15 protein-coding genes are annotated in these 18,584 nt (G+C 37.2%); all 15 read left to right on the top strand.

The features are described 5' to 3' along the window. The first annotated feature begins 141 nt into the window (after window positions 1–141). The 15 genes from KF816_14315 (at window position 142) to KF816_14245 (ending at window position 18,583) form a co-directional block, all read left to right on the top strand. A complete protein-coding gene (locus tag KF816_14315; GenBank protein MBX3009190.1) occupies window positions 142–1,413 on the top strand; it encodes an MFS transporter in 1,272 nt (423 codons plus the stop codon). A 107-nt stretch (window positions 1,414–1,520) separates the two neighbouring features. Then, window positions 1,521–2,750 (top strand): DUF4861 family protein, encoded by a 1,230-nt coding sequence (locus tag KF816_14310; GenBank protein ID MBX3009189.1) that lies wholly within the window; start codon window positions 1,521–1,523, stop codon window positions 2,748–2,750. A 1-nt stretch (window position 2,751) separates the two neighbouring features. Continuing rightward, on the top strand, window positions 2,752–3,759 hold the full coding sequence (locus tag KF816_14305) for a TRAP transporter substrate-binding protein (protein MBX3009188.1): 1,008 nt from the start codon (window positions 2,752–2,754) through the stop codon (window positions 3,757–3,759). Further along, on the top strand, window positions 3,759–4,253 hold the full coding sequence (locus KF816_14300) for a TRAP transporter small permease (protein MBX3009187.1): 495 nt from the start codon (window positions 3,759–3,761) through the stop codon (window positions 4,251–4,253). The genes KF816_14305 and KF816_14300 overlap by 1 nt, the downstream gene beginning before the upstream one ends. Window positions 4,254–4,283: 30 nt before the next feature. After that, window positions 4,284–5,582, top strand: a complete 1,299-nt coding sequence (locus KF816_14295; protein MBX3009186.1) for a TRAP transporter large permease — start codon at window positions 4,284–4,286, stop codon at window positions 5,580–5,582. A 38-nt stretch (window positions 5,583–5,620) separates the two neighbouring features. Continuing rightward, window positions 5,621–7,033 carry a glucuronate isomerase gene (gene uxaC, locus KF816_14290; protein ID MBX3009185.1) on the top strand — a complete coding sequence of 471 codons (1,413 nt, stop codon included), beginning with the start codon at window positions 5,621–5,623 and terminating at the stop codon, window positions 7,031–7,033. A gap of 13 nt (window positions 7,034–7,046) precedes the next feature. Then, window positions 7,047–8,585 carry a hypothetical protein gene (locus tag KF816_14285; GenBank protein MBX3009184.1) on the top strand — a complete coding sequence of 513 codons (1,539 nt, stop codon included), beginning with the start codon at window positions 7,047–7,049 and terminating at the stop codon, window positions 8,583–8,585. A 17-nt stretch (window positions 8,586–8,602) separates the two neighbouring features. Then, window positions 8,603–9,448 (top strand): SDR family oxidoreductase, encoded by an 846-nt coding sequence (locus KF816_14280; protein ID MBX3009183.1) that lies wholly within the window; start codon window positions 8,603–8,605, stop codon window positions 9,446–9,448. Between the two features lie 39 nt (window positions 9,449–9,487). After that, on the top strand, window positions 9,488–10,711 hold the full coding sequence (uxuA, locus tag KF816_14275; protein ID MBX3009182.1) for a mannonate dehydratase: 1,224 nt from the start codon (window positions 9,488–9,490) through the stop codon (window positions 10,709–10,711). A 42-nt stretch (window positions 10,712–10,753) separates the two neighbouring features. Then, on the top strand, window positions 10,754–11,836 hold the full coding sequence (locus tag KF816_14270; GenBank protein ID MBX3009181.1) for a sugar kinase: 1,083 nt from the start codon (window positions 10,754–10,756) through the stop codon (window positions 11,834–11,836). A 73-nt stretch (window positions 11,837–11,909) separates the two neighbouring features. Then, a complete protein-coding gene (locus KF816_14265) occupies window positions 11,910–13,184 on the top strand; it encodes a DUF2088 domain-containing protein (GenBank protein MBX3009180.1) in 1,275 nt (424 codons plus the stop codon). Window positions 13,185–13,204: 20 nt separating this feature from the next. Beyond that, window positions 13,205–14,656 carry a decarboxylating NADP(+)-dependent phosphogluconate dehydrogenase gene (gnd, locus tag KF816_14260; protein ID MBX3009179.1) on the top strand — a complete coding sequence of 484 codons (1,452 nt, stop codon included), beginning with the start codon at window positions 13,205–13,207 and terminating at the stop codon, window positions 14,654–14,656. Window positions 14,657–14,835: 179 nt separating this feature from the next. Next, entirely contained in the window at window positions 14,836–16,821 is a 1,986-nt protein-coding gene (tkt, locus tag KF816_14255; GenBank protein ID MBX3009178.1) for a transketolase, read from the top strand. A gap of 142 nt (window positions 16,822–16,963) precedes the next feature. Further along, a complete protein-coding gene (gene kduI / locus KF816_14250) occupies window positions 16,964–17,797 on the top strand; it encodes a 5-dehydro-4-deoxy-D-glucuronate isomerase (GenBank protein MBX3009177.1) in 834 nt (277 codons plus the stop codon). A 24-nt stretch (window positions 17,798–17,821) separates the two neighbouring features. After that, window positions 17,822–18,583, top strand: coding sequence for an SDR family oxidoreductase (locus tag KF816_14245; GenBank protein MBX3009176.1), 762 nt, complete (start codon window positions 17,822–17,824; stop codon window positions 18,581–18,583). The last annotated feature ends 1 nt before the right edge of the window (window position 18,584 follow it).

Here is an 18,584-nt window from a genome sequence, read left to right as displayed (position 1 = left end):
GCTAACATCATCTGTAATTTGGTTGATGAATTAATTTGACTTAGTGTAAATAATTGTACATTTTTGAATAGCGATTAAGTAAACGTTAAAATTCTCTTTTTTCGCAATATTTTAACAATTTTATAAAACCGGAGATACTAAATGGCTCTCGAAAATGAAAAAGTTGGTAAGTACCGATGGGTGATTGTTGTTCTTGTTTTTTTTGCAACTACAGTCAACTATATGGACCGGCAAGTTATAGGTATTTTAGCGCCTATTCTGGAAAAAGAAATTGGTTGGAATGAAATTGAGTATTCGAATATTGTGATTGCCTTTCAAGCTGCTTACGCGATCGGACTTTTATTGGCTGGACGTTTAATGGATAAGGTTGGAACAAAAATTGGTTACGCTGTTGCTCTGGTTGGCTGGAGTATTTTTGCAATTGCACATGCCGGTGCAAAAAGTGTGATGGGATTTGCCGCCGCTCGGTTTGGACTTGGTCTTTTTGAAGCTGGTAACTTTCCGGCTGCAATTAAAACTGTTGCTGAGTGGTTTCCGAAAAAAGAGAGAGCTTTAGCAACAGGTATCTTTAATGCGGGTTCTAATGTAGGGGCAATTATTGCTCCGCTAATTGTTCCTTGGCTTGCAATAACATATGGCTGGCAGGAAGCGTTTATAGTTACCGGCGCGATTGGTTTATTATGGTTGGTTTTTTGGTTCACCTTTTACGATAAACCTGAAGTTCATAAAAAACTATCAAAACAGGAACTTGCTTACATTCAGTCAGATCCACCTGACACACAAATAAAAATTCCTTGGTTAAGTCTTTTAAAGTACAAACAAACATGGGCATTTGTTTTAGGAAAATTTTTAACCGACCCTATTTGGTGGTTTTATTTATACTGGGTACCGAAATTTCTATTCAAAAATTATGGACTTACCCTCGATAAAATTGGTCTCCCCCTTATTATAATTTACTTAATGGCCGATGTTGGCAGCGTTGCTGGAGGATGGCTTTCATCTTTCTTTATTAAGAAAGGATGGACAGTTAACAAAGGAAGAAAAACCGCAATGTTAATTTGCGCACTTACAATTCTTCCAATTGTATTTGCTTCACAGGTAACTGAATTGTGGGAAGCTGTTTTGATACTTAGCCTCGCTACAGCTGGTCATCAAGGATGGTCAGCAAATTTATTCACTACTGTTTCGGACGTATTCCCTAGAAAAGCCGTTGGCTCAGTTGTTGGCATTGGCGGTTTTGCAGGTGCTGTTGGGGGAATGTTGATTGCCTCAATTACCGGTTTTGTTCTTCAGTTCACCGGAAGTTATTTATCAATATTTATTATTGCCGGTTCAGTATATCTAATTGCTTATTTCCTTATTAATAGACTGATGCCAAATTTAGATGCGATTGAAATTAAAGAAGCTGTTTAGTATTAAATGTAAAATTCAGTTTTAGGGTCTCTTAATGGGTGGCTGAAATGAAGCCTGTTTCTGCCATCCAATAATTAAATGGTGTAACAAACATTAACAGGTAGGTTATGAAAGTAAAAAATATCTTTTTGATTTTATTAGTACCGGCGTTGTTATTGGCACAGAGTGCTGTCTCTAAATCGGTAAAATTGAAACTCAAAAACCAGATAAGTCTTGAGAGAATTGATGAAGCTGTTTGCATACCGGTGGCAAAGCTTAAAAAAATGAGAAAAGATTTTGATGAGACCTCATTTCAAGTAATGGATGGTAAAAGCGAAATACCATATCAGATTACTAAAAATTCTAATGGGGAATCAAAAATTTTATTAGTTCTCAACTTTAAACCCAAAGAAACTAAAACAATTGTAATTAATTATGGAAATGTTGAGAGCAAGACTTTCGCTAATAGAACTTATGCCGAATTAGTTAAGAAAAAAGGGGATGTTTTTTCTGAAAAAAGATACCGAGGGACCGAATGGGAAAAAGTTACCAGATACAAAGTTCCGGCAACTCATATTGATCATGATGGGCTTTTCAAATATGAGGGCCCGGGATGGGAATCGGAATTGATTGGTTATAGATTTTATCTTGATTGGAGAAACTCCACAGATATTTTCGGAAAAAAAGAATATAAATTGGTTTTATCAGAAGTCGGTAAACATGATACAGTTGCTAGCAATGATTCATACCATAATATGCAAGATTGGGGAATGGATGTATTTAAAGTTGGTACCTCCCTAGGTATTGGAACAATTGGAATGATGGGTAAAGAAGGGGTAAATAAAGTTTCGAAAACTGACAGCGTTATTTGTGAAATTAAAAGCGAGGGACCACTTAAAGCGGAAATTCAAACCGAATATTATGGCTGGCTGGTTGATGATAAAAAATATGATCTAATCGCTAATCTCTCTATTAATGCCGGAAGCAGACTATCTAAGTATGAATTGAGTATTAAGGATGCGAAGAATATAGTAACTGGATTGGCAAAATTTCCGGGTACTAGTTTTGTTAAAGGAACTTCCAAAGGAAATTGGCAATACATCTCATTATGGGGTAAGCAATCTTTAGCCAATGATGAACTTGGTATTGCATTATTTTATAAAAAGAATACTTTGATTGAACATACCGATGATAAGTTCAGTCACATTGTAAAATTAAAACCGGTAAATGATAAGGTTGAGTATTATTTCTGCGCCAACTGGGTTCAGGAACCTAATTCAATTAAAAATGAAAAAGAGTTTTTATTAGCTCTTGAAACAATTCTCGATAAGCTTAACAATCCAATAATAGTAGAGTAATATGAGTATTAAAACAAATCGTTCGTACATCAATATAATCATTAGAACATCTATTCTATTGTTTCTAATCATTATTCTTGGTGCGTGCAGCCAAGATAAAAAAATAACTAGAATTAAAATTGCACATAGTCTTAATGAGTCCCACACGGTTCATAAAGCCATGGAGTACCTTGCAAAAAGAGCTTTCGAAAAATCAAATGGCACAATTGAGATGAAAATATATCCGAGTGCTCAGTTGGGAACCGAAAGGGAATGCTTAGAATTACTTCAGATTGGAAGTATCGGGATGACAAAAGTATCTGCTTCTGTTTTGGAAGGATTCGCTCCCGATTTCAAAGTAATGTCGCTGCCCTACATTTTTAGGGATAGTGATCATCAATCAAAGTTCTTTGAAAGCGAACTTGGTAAAAACCTTCTTCACAGTACAGAAAAATTTTGGCTGAGAGGATTATGTTATTACGACGCAGGCAGCAGAAGTTTTTATACTAAATCAAAACCGATTCTTACACCGGATGATCTGAAAGGTTTGAAAATAAGGACACAGGAAAGTCCAACTTCCGTTAAAATGGTTAAATCGTTGGGCGGCTCTGCTACTCCGATCGCATGGGGTGAATTATATACAGCCTTGCAGCAGGGAGTTGTAGACGGTGCCGAAAATAATCCTCCAAGTTTTTATCTCTCCCGCCACTATGAAGTATGCAAGCATTATTCATTGAATGAACATACTATGGTGCCTGATGTATTAATAATTAGTACTGAAATTTGGAACGATTTATCGAAACAGGAAAAGCAATGGATTCAAGAAGCCGCCGATGAATCATACAAATATCAGAGAGAATTATGGAGAGAAGCTACTAAAGAAGCGCTTCACGAGGTTGAAAAAGCAGGTGTTAAAATTTATTATCCTGATAAAGAGCCTTTCGACAAAAAAGTTGTGCCACTATTGGAGCAATATAAAAATGAGCCTGCTGTTTATGAATTGATTCAAAAAATTAGAGCGGTGCAATAATGTTTACAAAAATAAAAACAGTTCTCGACTCAATCCTCAAGTGGGTTTTGGTTACTATAATGTCGATCATGACAATTAATGTATTGTGGCAGGTTTTTTCCCGTTTTATTCTATCTACACCAAGTTCAATTACAGAAGAGTTGGCTCGCTACTCATTAGTATGGCTCGGAATATTAGGCGCAAGTTATGTTGCCGGACAAAAATTACATCTTGCTATCGATTTACTTCTTATAAAACTTAAAGGTAGAAAAAAGTCGTATCTAGAAATATTTATACAGGTGTGCATATTTATTTTTGCATTCTTTGTAATGTTTATTGGCGGGATTAGACTTGTAACTATCACACTCACTCTAAATCAAATTTCAGCGGCATTGCAAATTCCACTCGGGTACGTTTATCTTGTTCTCCCAATTAGCGGTTTAGTAATCGCATTTTATTCGATTTACTTTATAATCGAGGAAGTAAAAAAAATTAAAACAGCACAAAATTTTTAATCACCTTATAAATTAAAAGAATAAAAAATTATGGAATATCTCGAAATAATTGTTTTAGTAGCTACATTTGTATTGCTTCTCTCCGCAGGGGTTCCAATCTCTTTTAGTATTGGAATCGCTACTCTTGCAACAATGTTGATGAGTATACACACAATTCCATCATTAACTACTGTTGCCCAAAGAATGTCAACCGGGCTGGATAGTTTTGCGTTATTGGCAATTCCATTTTTTATTTTGGCCGGACAGTTAATGAACAGTGGAGGTATTGCCAGAAGATTAATTGATTTTGCGAAAATTCTTGTTGGTAAATTGCCTGGCGGGCTCGCGTTTGTTAATATTTTGGCAGCAATGTTATTTGGTGCTATGTCTGGTTCAGCCGCCGCTGCCGCATCAGCTATTGGTGGGTTTATGGCTCCCGTTATGAAAAAAGAAGGATATGATCCCGGCTTTTCTGCCGCCGTAAATATTACTTCCTCAACGACCGGATTAATAATACCCCCAAGTAATATTTTAATAGTTTATTCCTTAGCAAGTGGAGGAGTGTCAATAGCCGCCCTATTTTTGGCAGGTTACATTCCGGGAATTCTACTTGGATTATCATTAATGATTGTTGCGGCAATTCATGCAAAAAAAAATAAATATAAAGTATCTATCGATTTTAAATGGGGCGAGGCTTTTAAAAAATTTTTTGATGCGCTTCCAAGTTTACTTTTAGTAATTATTGTTATTGGCGGAATTGTTGCCGGTTATTTTACTGCCACCGAAGCTTCTGCGATTGCTGTTCTATACGCATTTATTTTATCTGTAGTTATTTATAGAGAGATTAAAATAAAAGATTTACCTCAAATATTATTAAGCAGTGTAATCACAACTGCAGTTGTGATGCTTCTGGTTGGCACTTCAATGGCCATGTCGTGGGTCATGGCATACGAAAATATCCCGCAGAATGTAGCCGAAGGCCTAATCTCATTGTCCAGTAATAAAATTTTAATCCTCATTATCATAAATTTACTTCTGCTTTTTGTTGGTACTTTTATGGATATGACACCAGCAGTTTTAATTTTTACACCAATATTTTTGCCGGTTGTCACTCATCTTGGAGTTGACCCCATTCATTTCGGTATAATTATGGTAATGAATTTGAGCATAGGATTATGCACTCCACCGGTTGGAAGTATATTGTTTATCGGTTGCTCTGTTGCAGAATTGCCAATTACTAAAGTTATTAAACCATTGATTCCTATGTTCATAGCTATGTTTGTTACTTTGATGCTGATAACCTATATCCCCGATTTAACCTTGGTAATTCCAAAACTCTTTGGTTACTAAAAAATACTGATATTGTAAATAAATTAGGTACACACTAAATGAATGATTTTAAGTTACACGAAGACAGATTTTTCGATCCTAACTCTGAGATTCGTAAATATGCCAGAGAAATTTATAACAGCATTAAAGATTTGCCGATCATTAGTCCTCATGGGCATGTTGATCCGCAAATTTTTGTAGCTAATAATCCATTTCCCAATCCAACAGAACTATTCTTAATTCCCGATCATTATGTTTTTAGAATGCTCTACTCTCAAGGAATAAAATTGGAATCATTGGGAATCCCAACCATTGATGGTTCTCCGGTTGAAACAGACCCAAGAAAGTGCTGGCAATTATTTGCCGAAAATTATTATCTATTCAACGGCACTCCATCCGGTATTTGGCTCGATTATGAGTTTAGTATAGTCTTCGGGATAAATGAAAAACTTAATAAATCAAACGCGCAAAAAATTTATGATGAATTGAGTGAAAAGTTAAATACTAAAGAGTATTTGCCTCGAACTCTATTCGATAAATTCAAAATAGAAGTTCTATCTACTACGGATGCTCCATTCGATACGCTTTATCAGCATAAGTTTATTAAAGAATCCGATTGGCCTAGAAGAATTCTCCCGGCATTTAGACCGGATGGTGTTACAGATTTTTCAAATCCATCATGGAAAAAAAATATTGAAAAACTAGGTTCAATTGTTGGATATGAAATTGATTCCTATAAAAAATTAATTAATTCTCTTCAGGAAAGAAGAAGTTTCTTCAAATCACTTGGTGCTACATCCACCGATCATGGTGTTATGACTGCACGCGCTCATGATCTTGGCGATTCTACCGCCGAGCGATTATTTCAAAAAGCTCTCACTGGAAAAAGTACTCTCGAAGATGCCTCCGATTTTACAGCGCACATGTTGATTAAAATGGCAGACATGAGTGTTGAAGATGGTCTTGTAATGCAGATTCATGCCGGGGCCTATAGAAATCACAATTATGAAATCTATAATAAATATGGCGTCGACAAGGGCGCTGATATTCCAATGCAATGTGAGTATGTTAAAAATATGCAAGAATTATTAAACCGGCATGGTAACAATCCTAACTTCACTGTAATTGTATTTACTTTGGATGAAACCACTTATTCAAGAGAATTGGCTCCTTTAGCAGGGCATTATCCTGCCATGAAGCTTGGTCCGGCATGGTGGTTTCATGATAGTATTGAGGGTATGACAAGGTTCAGACGAAATATGACCGAGACGGGAGGATTCTATAATACCGTGGGATTTATTGATGATACAAGAGCATTTGTTTCAATTCCTGCCCGTCACGATGTTGCACGCAGAGTAGACTCAAATTATTTAGGTGAATTGGTCGCCAAGCATATGATTAGTCTTGATGAAGCATTAATTATCGCAAAGGACTTAACATATAATCTCGCTAAAAAAGCATATAAATTATAAATAAAGGTACTATATGAATGTTGATTTATTAAAAGATAAAATTTCACAAGGAAATATATCAGGCAATGTGTTATTTGAATTTAAGATCCAACCCGATTTGAATTTGCAAGTTTATCATAATTCAATTATTGAGAAGGATGAAGCAATTTATTTTATCGCAAAAATTTACAATGAAAAATCTCTTTTTATTATTTCTAATAATGATAACTCTCTATCTTCTTTTTTGGGAGAGATGATTTCAGATAATCTTAAGAAATGTCCCTTCACTACCGAAAATAGAAAGGCTATTCAAAATTTATTTCCATTTACGGTTTCTGTTTGTCTAGGTGTTCAGGATTCATTTGGGCTGGGAGATAGAATAGGATTGGCAAACGCTGGACATATCCGCTCAGTTATTGGGAGCAGATTTAAACCTATTCTAGCTCAGCAATCAATTAGAGAATTAACAAGAACACAGCGGAAGCCGGAAGAAGTAATGGATGCCGCTGTTTGGGCTGTTCTCCAGGAAGGGTACAAAGATGGATTTGGATCTGATGCGGATCATTTAAAAACTCCAGAGGATATTGATCTGATGCTTGATGCGGGTTTTACAATGTTTACATTCGACCCCGGTGAACATGTTGATAATGAGGCTGATCATTACGATGAAGAAAATTTATTTAAAATTGTTTCGGCTCTGCCATGGAGTGAACTTAACGATGCGTTCCCTTCGGCTGAAAGAAGATATGTGAAAAAGCAAATTGTTATCGCAAATAAATTTACGCTTGATGTTTCAACTATGGACTTCCTGCGCGCTTATGCTAAATATGGAAAAGCAATAGCCCATATCAAAAAAATGTATGATCATATTGCATCAAAGTGTGCCGCTGATAAATTTGAAATTGAAATATCAGTGGATGAAACAGAATCTGTGACTTCAATCTTTGAACATTTCTTCTTCGCCAATGAATTAAACAGATTAGGCGTTAAATATGTAAGTCTTGCGCCCCGCTTTATCGGTGATTTTGAAAAGGGAATAGATTATAAAGGCGACTTAAATATTTTTAAAGCTGAATATGAAAAACATCTGTCGATCACAAAACATTTTGGCAATTATAAAATTAGTCTTCACTCTGGCAGCGATAAGTTTTCCGTATACAAGGTTATAGGTTCCCTGCATGATGCATTTACTCATGTAAAAACAGCCGGAACAAGTTATCTGGAAGCTTTAAAAGTTTCTGCATTAAAAGACAAACCACTTTTTAGAGAGATACTCGATTATTGTACTGGTCTGTATGAAAATGAAAAAAAATCATATCATGTCTCCGGTGATATTACTAAAGTTAAAAAGGCAGGAGAATATAATGATGAAGAATTAGTGCAGTTATTTGATTCTAATGATGTTCGCCAGGTATTGCACGTTACTTTTGGAAAAGTTTTGACTGACAAGGACGGATCGGGAAATTACATATTCAAACACCGCTTGCTTGAATGCTTGAGAACAAATGAAGATACTCATTACGAATTAATTGTTAAACATTTTCACAAGCACATTGAACCATTTAATCAATAAAGTTTGAGAGGTATAAAATGAATTTATCGTTCGAAGATTTAAAAGGAAAAGTATGTGCTATTACCGGTGGCGGAGGTGTAATAGGAACCTCATTTGCTCTTGGATTAGCAGAAGTGGGAGTTAAAGTAGCAATCTTAGATTTTAAAAAGGAAAATTCTGATGCGGTAGCAGCAAAGGTAAATGAAAAATTTCCTGGAAGCGCAATAAGCGTTTTCGCTAACGTGTTGGATAAAGAAACTCTAATTGCGGCAAAAAAAGAGATCAATGAAAAATTTGGTAAAGTAGATATTCTCATTAATGGCGCAGGCGGAAATGCCCCTACAGCTACTACTCAATTTGAATTTTTAAGTAATGATAATTTGGATGAATTATCAAAAGGATTTTTTGGATTGGATATTGAAGGATTTCGAAGAGTTTTTGATCTAAATTTTTTAGGAACAGTGCTTCCGACAATGGTGCTTGCTGAAGATATGGCCGGCAGAGGTGGATCAATATTAAATATTTCGTCGATGAATGCTTTCCGTCCATTAACAAAAATTCCTGCCTATTCAGCAGCTAAAGCGGGCATTAATAATTTAACAGAATGGCTAGCCGTACATTTTGCTAAAATGGGAATCAGAGTTAACGCTATTGCTCCTGGATTTTTCTTAACAGATCAAAATAGATTTTTGTTAACTGATAAAGAAACCGGAGAACTTACAGCGCGGGGTCATAAAATTATTGATGGTACTCCAATGGGAAGATTCGGTGAACCCGACGAACTTATTGGCACATTACTTTATTTATTGTCGGATGTATCTAAATTTGTTACCGGTGTTATTATTCCGGTTGATGGTGGATTTAATGCTTACAGTGGTGTGTAAATTTTTAATCGATCATTAGAATTAAGGAGAATAAAATAATTGGCAGGTATGGAACAAACATGGCGTTGGTATGGCCCAAGCGATCCTGTAACATTAACAGATATTAGACAAGCCGGTGCTTCAGGTATTGTTCATGCACTTCATGAAATTCCAATTGGAGAAGTATGGACCGTTGAAGAAATTGAAAAAAGAAAGAGAATGATTGAATGGGATTTTACTAAAAATCCTCCACGCAAAAGAGGATTGACATGGAGCGTTGTTGAGAGTATTCCTGTTCACGAAGATATTAAACTTGGAAAACCAACTCGAGATCAATGGATAGAAAAATATCAACAGAGTATCCAAAATGTTGGATGGGTAGGAATAAATACAATATGTTATAATTTTATGCCCGTTGTTGATTGGACAAGAACTAATCTTGATTTAGAATTAGAAGATGGGGCCCGAGCTCTGGCTTTTGATTTCCCCGACTTTGTTGCTTTTGATGTATTTATCTTAAAACGTACAAATGCCGAAAAAGAGTACAGTCAGGAATTATTAGAAACAGCTAAAGAGCGCATAGAATCAATGTCTCATGAAAGAAGGTATATACTTCAAAAAAATATTATCGCGGGATTGCCGGGAGGACAAGAAGGATATACTCTCGAGCAGTTCCAGCAGAAACTTGATGAATATAAAAATATTACAAAGGAAATTTACAGAGAGAACTTAGCTTATTTCTTAAAAGCGATTATCCCAGTAGCAGAGGCCTCGGGAGTCAAAATGGCAATTCATCCCGATGATCCGCCAGTTCCCCTTTTCGGATTACCAAGAATAGTCAGCACGGAAGAAGATTTGGCCTGGCTTTTAAATGTTTATGATTCAATCTATAACGGATACACGATGTGTACAGGTTCCTACGGCGTTCGTCCCGATAATGATTTGGTTGGAATGATTGAGCGCTGGGGAAGTAAATTAAATTTCGCTCATTTACGAAGTACACAAAGAGATGGTAAAGGAAGTTTCCATGAAGCCGGTCATTTACGTGGCGATGTTGATATGTACAATGTAATTGTGGCGATTCTTCGTGAACAGAAGAAGCGGCATTCTGCGCACCGCCACGATGAAGTAATACCTATGCGCGCCGATCATGGTCATACAATTCTTGATGACCTGAAAAAGAAAACTAATCCCGGTTACTCTGCGATTGGTTTATTAAGAGGTATGGCTGAATTAAGAGGGCTGGAAATGGGAATTATTAAAAGCGGTTTGAAGAAAAAATAATCACTAATAAAAGTTTATTAAAAATTAATTGAGGAATAATATATGAGCAGCGGATTGAAAATTAAATCGGAAGGGGCTATTGATCTCCTTTCTCTTGGAGCGTTGGTTAACAGATTAGACCCGGGAATTATCCCATTCCGGAAAGCAACCGAATGCCAGATTCATGTGAGTGGTGGTGAGTTTAATGTTGCTGCGAATTTATCCGACTGCTTCAAAATGAATACCGCGATTGCCACCGCAATGGTAAATTATCCAATCGGAGATTTAATTAGAGAACGTGTTCGCGCGATGGGAGTAAAACCATTCTATAAAGAAATGAAACACAATGGTGTTAATGGTCCAAATATGGCTACAGTTTATAGCGATCGCGGACTTGGTTCCCGCGCTCCAGTTGTTTTTTATAATAGAGCTAATGAAGGAGCCGCTCAATTAAAGCCAGGTGATTTCGATTGGAATGCGATTCATGCTCAAGGAGTAAGATGGTTCCATAGCGGCGGAATTTTTGCGGCGCTTTCAGAAACAACCGGACAAACAATTATAGAAGGTATGAAAGCGGCTAAAGCCGCCGGCGCAATCACAAGTTTTGATCTTAATTATAGAGCAAAATTATGGAATATATGGGGCGGAGAACAGAAAGCCGCAGAAATTATTGATGGAATTGTAAAGCATGTTGATGTACTCGTTGGAAACGAAGAAGATTTGCAAAAAGGATTGGGAATTCCCGGGCCAGAGGTAGGCGCTAAATCTAAACTTGACCCTACAGTTTTCTTCTCGATGATAGATAATGTGGTAAAAAAATATCCTCAAGTTAAAGTTGTTGCAACAACATTGCGCGAAGTTCATTCAACAAATAAGCATAGCTGGAGCGCGGTTGCGTGGGTTAATGGTCAAACTTTTCAGGCTCCAACCGCGGAACTCGATGTTCTAGATCGTGTTGGCGGTGGCGATGGTTTTGCCGCGGGATTTATTTATGGATTATTAACAGGCGAATCTCCGGAAGAAGCTGTAAAGCTGGGCTGGGCTCATGGCGCGTTATTAACTACATTCCCCGGCGATACAACAATGGCAACTGTGGAAGATGTTAAAGCGTTTGCGCAAGGCGGTTCAGCAAGAATTCAGCGCTAATATTGTTTATCATATAATTAATTGTTTTTGAATGTACCGAAGCTCGAAATAAAAGAAAGTAAATAGGAATATTATGTTACTATTTTCAAAAGGATCGGCAACAACAGTTTTAACAGAATCGGATATCAGAGAAGGTCTTTATTCGGCTCTGGAAAAACTTGGTGAAAGAAAAAAAGTTCTTGCGATACCTCCCGATTTCACCCGATTTCATTCACGTGCCGGTGAAATTACACGATACGCGTATCAATTCTATAAAGAAAAGATGACCGATATTCTTCCAGCTCTCGGTACCCATTTTGAAATGACTGATAAAGAAATTGGGGAGATGTTTGGAGATGTACCTAAGGAATTATTTCGCGTTCACAGGTGGAAAGAAGATTTACACACGCTCGGTGAAGTGCCATCTGAATTTGTCAATAAGGTATCGGAAGGAAAACTAAATTACATATGGCCGGCACAAGTAAATAAATTATTGGTTAATGGGGGCTTCGATTTAATTCTATCAATTGGACAGGTGGTTCCTCATGAAGTAATTGGAATGGCTAACTACAATAAAAATATTTTTGTTGGAACAGGCGGACGTGAAGGAATAAACAAAAGTCATTTTCTCGGTGCTGTTTATGGAATGGAAAGAATTATGGGGCGGGCTGATTCAGCGGTTCGTAAAGTTTTGAATTACGCTTCCGATAATTTCGCCAAACATTTGCCAATAATTTATGTGCAGACTGTAATCAGTAAAGATGAGTCGGGAAATCTTGTAATGCGAGGACTATTTATTGGCGATGATTTCGAATGCTTCAAACTTGCGGCAGATTTATCCCTTGAAGTAAATTTTATTATGCTTGAAAAACCGCTGCAAAAAGTTGTTGTTTATCTAGATCCTCATGAATTTAAAAGCACCTGGCTCGGAAATAAAAGTGTTTACCGTACCAGAATGGCTATTGATGATGGAGGCGAGTTAATTGTATTAGCTCCGGGACTTAGGGAATTCGGTGAAGATAAAGATATCGATAAGCTGATTAGAAAATATGGATATGTTACAACCCCCGAAGTATTAAAAGCAGTTGAAGATAATGATGATCTCAAAAATAATTTAAGTGCCGCTGCGCACTTGATTCATGGCTCTTCAGAAAACAGATTTACAATTACTTATTGTCCCGGTAATATTTCCAGAGAAGAAATTGAAAGCGTAAATTTTAAATATGCTGAGCTCGCATTGATGATGGGAAAATATAATCCGGAAATATTAAAAGACGGTTTTAATACAATGCCGGATGGTGAAGAAATATTTTATATATCAAATCCAGCGCTTGGATTGTGGGCTTACAGAGAAAGATTTAAAGATTAAAAAAATATAGGAGAATCAAAATGAGTAAAGCTGATATTGGTCTTGTTGGTCTTGCGGTTATGGGTGAAAATTTAGTGCTTAATATGGAAAGTCATGGATTTACCGTTGCTGTGTATAACCGGACCGTAGCAAAGGTTGATGATTTTGTTAATGGTAGAGGTAAAGGGAAAAATATTATTGGTACGCATTCAATCGAGGATTTAGTTACGAACCTAAAAGCTCCCCGTAAAATTATGTTGATGGTGAAAGCCGGAAAAGCAGTTGATGATTTTATTGATCTATTAATTCCTCATCTTGATAAAGGAGATATAATTATCGACGGCGGTAACTCACATTTTCCCGATTCAATTAGAAGAGCAAAATACTGCGAAGATAAAGGTATGCTGTTCATTGGAACCGGAGTTTCGGGTGGAGAAGAGGGCGCTTTAAAAGGTCCATCAATTATGCCGGGTGGTTCAGCTGCCGCATGGCCTCATGTAAAACCAATATTTCAGGCAATTGCCGCTAAAGTTGATGACGGCACTCCTTGCTGCGATTGGGTTGGCGAAAATGGCGCGGGGCATTTTGTTAAAATGGTTCACAATGGTATTGAATATGGCGATATGCAGTTGATATGTGAAGCTTACCAGATTATGAAAGATCTATTGGGCATGAGCGCTCAGGAAATGCATGAAGTATTTAAGGAATGGAATGAGGGTGAATTAGACAGCTACCTTATAGAAATTACCCGCGATATCCTTGCGTATAAAGATGAGGATGGATCAGCGCTTGTTGATAAAATCCTTGATACCGCTGGTCAGAAAGGTACTGGTAAGTGGACAATGCTCGCTTCGCTTGATACTGGAACTCCATTAACATTGATTGGTGAAGCGGTTTATGCGAGAACTCTCTCTGCAATGAAAGATGATAGAGTGGAAGCGTCGAAAGTATTAAACGGCCCAACACCGAAATTCGAAGGAGATAAAAAAGCGTTTATTAATGATATTATGAAAGCATTATACGCTTCAAAAATAGTTTCTTACGCTCAGGGTTATGTATTGATGCGTTACGCGGCAAAAGAATATGGCTGGAATTTGAATAATGGCGGTATTGCTTTAATGTGGCGCGGCGGATGTATCATCCGTTCAGTGTTCCTTGGAAAAATTAAAGATGCTTTCGATAAAGATCCTAATTTAACTAATCTTCTTCTCGATCCGTTCTTCAAGGAAAAAGTTTTATCGTCACAAGATTCCTGGAGAAAAGTAGTTTCAACTGCTATTATGAATGGCATCTGGGTTCCAACTTTAGCCACAGCATTAAATTATTTTGATGGATACAGAAACGGCAGACTCCCGGCGAATTTATTGCAAGCTCAGCGCGATTATTTCGGCGCTCATACTTATGAAAGAGTTGATAAACCTCGAGGCGAATTCTTCCATACAAATTGGACAGGCCGCGGCGGAACAACTGCTTCAACAACTTATACAGTTTAGCTTTTGTCATTTCGAAGAAGTCCCGATATTTTATCGGGACGACTGAGAAATCTAATCATGGACTTTAATTAGTCTTTAGGTGTTTTTATTACACTTATTATTTAAAATTTCATAACAATCGAACTGAAAAAAGGTTATTTTTAACTCGTTTAATTCAAGAAAAAACGAGGAATCTAATTATGGCAAATGAAGTAAATATCAAAAAATTAGCGGCAAATACAATTCGTATTTTAGCTGCAGAAGGTGTGCAGAAAGCAAATTCGGGGCATCCCGGAATGCCCATGGGTATGGCTGATGTTGCCGCGATTTTATGGACAGAATTTCTAAAACATAATCCCGACGATCCAAATTGGATAGCTCGTGACAGATTTGTTTTGTCTGCCGGTCACGGCTCAATGCTGATCTACTCAATGCTTCATCTCACTGGTTATGATGTAACAATGGAAGATTTAAAATCATTTCGTCAATGGGGAAGCAGAACTGCCGGGCATCCAGAGTATGGACATCTCCCGGGTGTGGAAACTACCACCGGTCCATTAGGACAAGGTTTTGGAAATGGTGTTGGGATGGCAATTGCCTCAAAAATGATGAGCGCGAGATTTGGTGAAGATTTATTCGGTGGAAATTATGTTTACGCCATTGCCGGTGATGGTTGTTTGATGGAAGGTGTTAGTTCAGAAGCCGCTTCATTAGCCGGGCATTTGAAACTTGGTAACTTGATCTATTTTTATGATGACAATACCATCACTATTGAAGGACATACTGATTTAACATTCAGCGAAAATGTTGAACAGAGATTTTTAGCTTATGGATGGCATGTTGTGCACGCTGACGCTTATGATCATGATAGTATTAGAAATGCAATTGTTGCGGGGCAAAATGAAAAAGAGAAACCAACACTTATTATTACAAAATCATTAATTGGTTATGGAAGCCCGAACAAAGCGAATACACACGATGTTCATGGTTCTCCTCTCGGCAAAGAAGAATTGATCGCTACAAAGCAAAATATTGGCTGGCCGGTTGAAAAAGAATTTTACGTCCCCGAAGAAGTTGCTAAAATATTTGCCGACCGCAAATCTGAAATGAAAAAGAAATATGATGATTGGAACGCTGAATATGTAAAGTGGCAGAAAAATAATTCAGACAAAGCAGAGCAGTATGAGAAATATATAACTCAATGGCTGCCGGAAAACCTGGAAGAAGAATTGCTTGCGGCTGCTCCAAAAGAACCAAATGCTACTCGTACATTATCGAGCAAAGTAATTCAAAAAATAGCGCAGATCGTTCCCAATGTTGTTGGCGGGTCTGCTGATTTGGCTCCATCAACAAATACATACATGAATGGGTTCGCCTCGATTGCTCCAAATAAGTTTGAAGGAAAAAATTTCCATTTCGGAATTCGTGAACATGGAATGGGCGCAATTTTAAATGGAATAATTTTGTATGGTGGTTTTCGCGCTTTCGGTGCTACGTTTTTTGTGTTCAGTGATTATATGCGCCCAACCATTCGTTTAGCCGCAATAATGAATGTGCCCGCAATTTATGTGTTTACTCACGATTCTATATTTGTTGGTGAAGATGGACCAACACATCAACCCGTTGAACATTTGGCTGTGTTGCGTGCAATTCCAAATTCAACTGTATTTCGTCCGGCGGATGGAGTTGAAACTGCTATGGCCTGGTCTTTTGCGTTGAAAAATTCAGGCGGACCTGTTTCATTAATTTTAACCCGACAAAAAATAGAAGCATTTGACAGAGCCGCTGATTTTGATCCGAAAGAAGTTTTAAAAGGCGCTTACATTACATCAAAAGAAAAAGATGGAAAGTTAGATTTGGTAATTGCCGCCAGCGGATCGGAAGTTCCGGTTGCGGATGAAGCTAAAAAATTATTAACCGATTTAAATATTCGTGTAGTTTCTATCCCATGCCGTGAATTATTTGAAAAACAAAGTGAGGATTATAAATCAAAAATCTTCCCGGCTGATGTACCTGTGGCTATAATTGAAGCTGCATCAATGACCGGATGGGGAGATTTATTCAGACAAAAATTATTAATGATCGGAATGACAACATTTGGCGCCTCGGGTCCTTATAAAACTCTCGCTGAGAAGTTTGGATTTACCGGTGCTCAAGTTGCGAGTAAAATTAAAGCTTGGATGTAATTTTTAATAAATAGTTTTAATTGTCATTCCGTTCTCAGTTCTGAGATAGAAAAGATTTTTAGTAACATCTTTTCTACGGTTGTTAATTCAACCCGGAATGACGATTTCTTTTTAAAGTATAATAATGAATAAAGAGGTGAAAATGGAAGTAAGATATTCTCCTGATAAAAATGGTTTCAAAAAAATGGACACTACTGAATTGCGTGAATCATTTTTAATTGAATCTCTCTTTAAAGTTAATGAAATACCGATGGTTTACTCGGATGTTGATAGATCAATCACAGGTTCAGCGGTTCCTTCGGGCAAATCATTAAAACTGGCGGCATCTAAAAAAGAAATGGCCGCCGAGTATTTCGCAGAACGAAGAGAGATAGGTGTAATTAATATTGGTAATAAAGGCTCAATTATTCTTGATGGAAAAGAATATTCTATGGATAACAAAGACGCACTGTATATTGGACGAGGAACTAAGCAGATAGAATTTTTAAGTGATGTATCAAATGAACCGGCACATTTTTATTTTGTTAGCTATCCCGCACATAAAGAATATCCTTCAAAACATATTAAATATAACGATGCTATTCATCGTCATCTAGGTTCTATCGAAACGTCAAATAAAAGAACAATACATCAATACATTCTTCCGGATATTCTTCCTACTTGTCAACTCGTGATGGGATTAACAGAGCTTGAAGATGGAAGCGTATGGAATACGATGCCGTGCCATACTCATCAACGCCGATCCGAAGTTTATATGTATTTCAATTTAAAACCGGAAGCGTTTGTAATGCATATGCTTGGCGCACATGATGAAACCAGACATATTATTATTCGAGATAGACAAGCTGTATTATCAACGAGCTGGTCGTTACACGCCGGAGCCGGAACACAAAGCTATTCGTTCATTTGGGCAATGGGTGGCGAAAATCAAGTGTTTGATGATATGGATCATATCGCAATGAGTGAAATGAAATAAAAATTATTAAAAGAGGAAAACATGATTCTCGATAAATTTAGTTTAAAAGGAAAAACCGCAATTGTAACCGGAGCTAACAAAGGCATCGGTCAATACTACGCCTTAGCATTAGCAGAAGCCGGTGCAGATGTAATTATAAGTGCTTCGTATGAGCAAGATTTTTCGGAAACGGAAAAATTGATTACTGATCGTGGAAGTAAGTTTAAGGGATATGTTTGTGATTTTTCCGACCGAAACGCGCTCTATGAATTTATTAATCAAGTTAAAGCGGAATTTCCGAAAGTAGATATACTGGTAAATAATGCCGGAACTATTCTTCGCAAGCCAATTGCTGAACATCCCGATGAATATTGGGATAAAGTAATTGAAATTAATCTCTCTGCTCAATTTATTCTAACAAGAGAATTTGGAAGAGATATGGTTGAGCGAGGTTATGGCAAAGTTGTATTTATTGCTTCTCTGCTATCATTCCAGGGTGGAATTACAGTACCTGGGTATGCCGCATCGAAAGGTGGTATAAAACAATTAACGATGGCTTTCGCGAATGAATGGGCAGGAAAAGGCGTAACTATTAACGCGATTGCGCCAGGTTATATTGCTACAGATAATACAAAACCGCTGAGAGAAGATAAAGTTCGCAATGAAGCAATTCTTGCAAGAATACCAGCCGCAAGATGGGGAACCCCTGAAGATTTAATGGGCACAGTTGTATTCCTCTGTTCGGATGCTTCAAGTTATTTAAATGGAAGTGTTGTTACAGTTGATGGCGGATGGATGGGAAGATAAA

Source organism: Melioribacteraceae bacterium, assembly GCA_019638015.1.
Lineage (GTDB): Bacteria > Bacteroidota > Ignavibacteria > Ignavibacteriales > Melioribacteraceae > JAHBUP01.
This window is presented reverse-complemented; position numbering and strand designations above follow the sequence as displayed.

Coding starts and splice junctions, on each gene's coding strand:
- KF816_14315 (MBX3009190.1), top strand. CDS start 142: ATGGCTCTCGAAAATGAAAAAGTTGGTAAGTACCGATGGGTGATTGTT.
- KF816_14310 (MBX3009189.1), top strand. CDS start 1,521: ATGAAAGTAAAAAATATCTTTTTGATTTTATTAGTACCGGCGTTGTTA.
- KF816_14305 (MBX3009188.1), top strand. CDS start 2,752: ATGAGTATTAAAACAAATCGTTCGTACATCAATATAATCATTAGAACA.
- KF816_14300 (MBX3009187.1), top strand. CDS start 3,759: ATGTTTACAAAAATAAAAACAGTTCTCGACTCAATCCTCAAGTGGGTT.
- KF816_14295 (MBX3009186.1), top strand. CDS start 4,284: ATGGAATATCTCGAAATAATTGTTTTAGTAGCTACATTTGTATTGCTT.
- uxaC (MBX3009185.1), top strand. CDS start 5,621: ATGAATGATTTTAAGTTACACGAAGACAGATTTTTCGATCCTAACTCT.
- KF816_14285 (MBX3009184.1), top strand. CDS start 7,047: ATGAATGTTGATTTATTAAAAGATAAAATTTCACAAGGAAATATATCA.
- KF816_14280 (MBX3009183.1), top strand. CDS start 8,603: ATGAATTTATCGTTCGAAGATTTAAAAGGAAAAGTATGTGCTATTACC.
- KF816_14270 (MBX3009181.1), top strand. CDS start 10,754: ATGAGCAGCGGATTGAAAATTAAATCGGAAGGGGCTATTGATCTCCTT.
- KF816_14265 (MBX3009180.1), top strand. CDS start 11,910: ATGTTACTATTTTCAAAAGGATCGGCAACAACAGTTTTAACAGAATCG.
- gnd (MBX3009179.1), top strand. CDS start 13,205: ATGAGTAAAGCTGATATTGGTCTTGTTGGTCTTGCGGTTATGGGTGAA.
- tkt (MBX3009178.1), top strand. CDS start 14,836: ATGGCAAATGAAGTAAATATCAAAAAATTAGCGGCAAATACAATTCGT.
- kduI (MBX3009177.1), top strand. CDS start 16,964: ATGGAAGTAAGATATTCTCCTGATAAAAATGGTTTCAAAAAAATGGAC.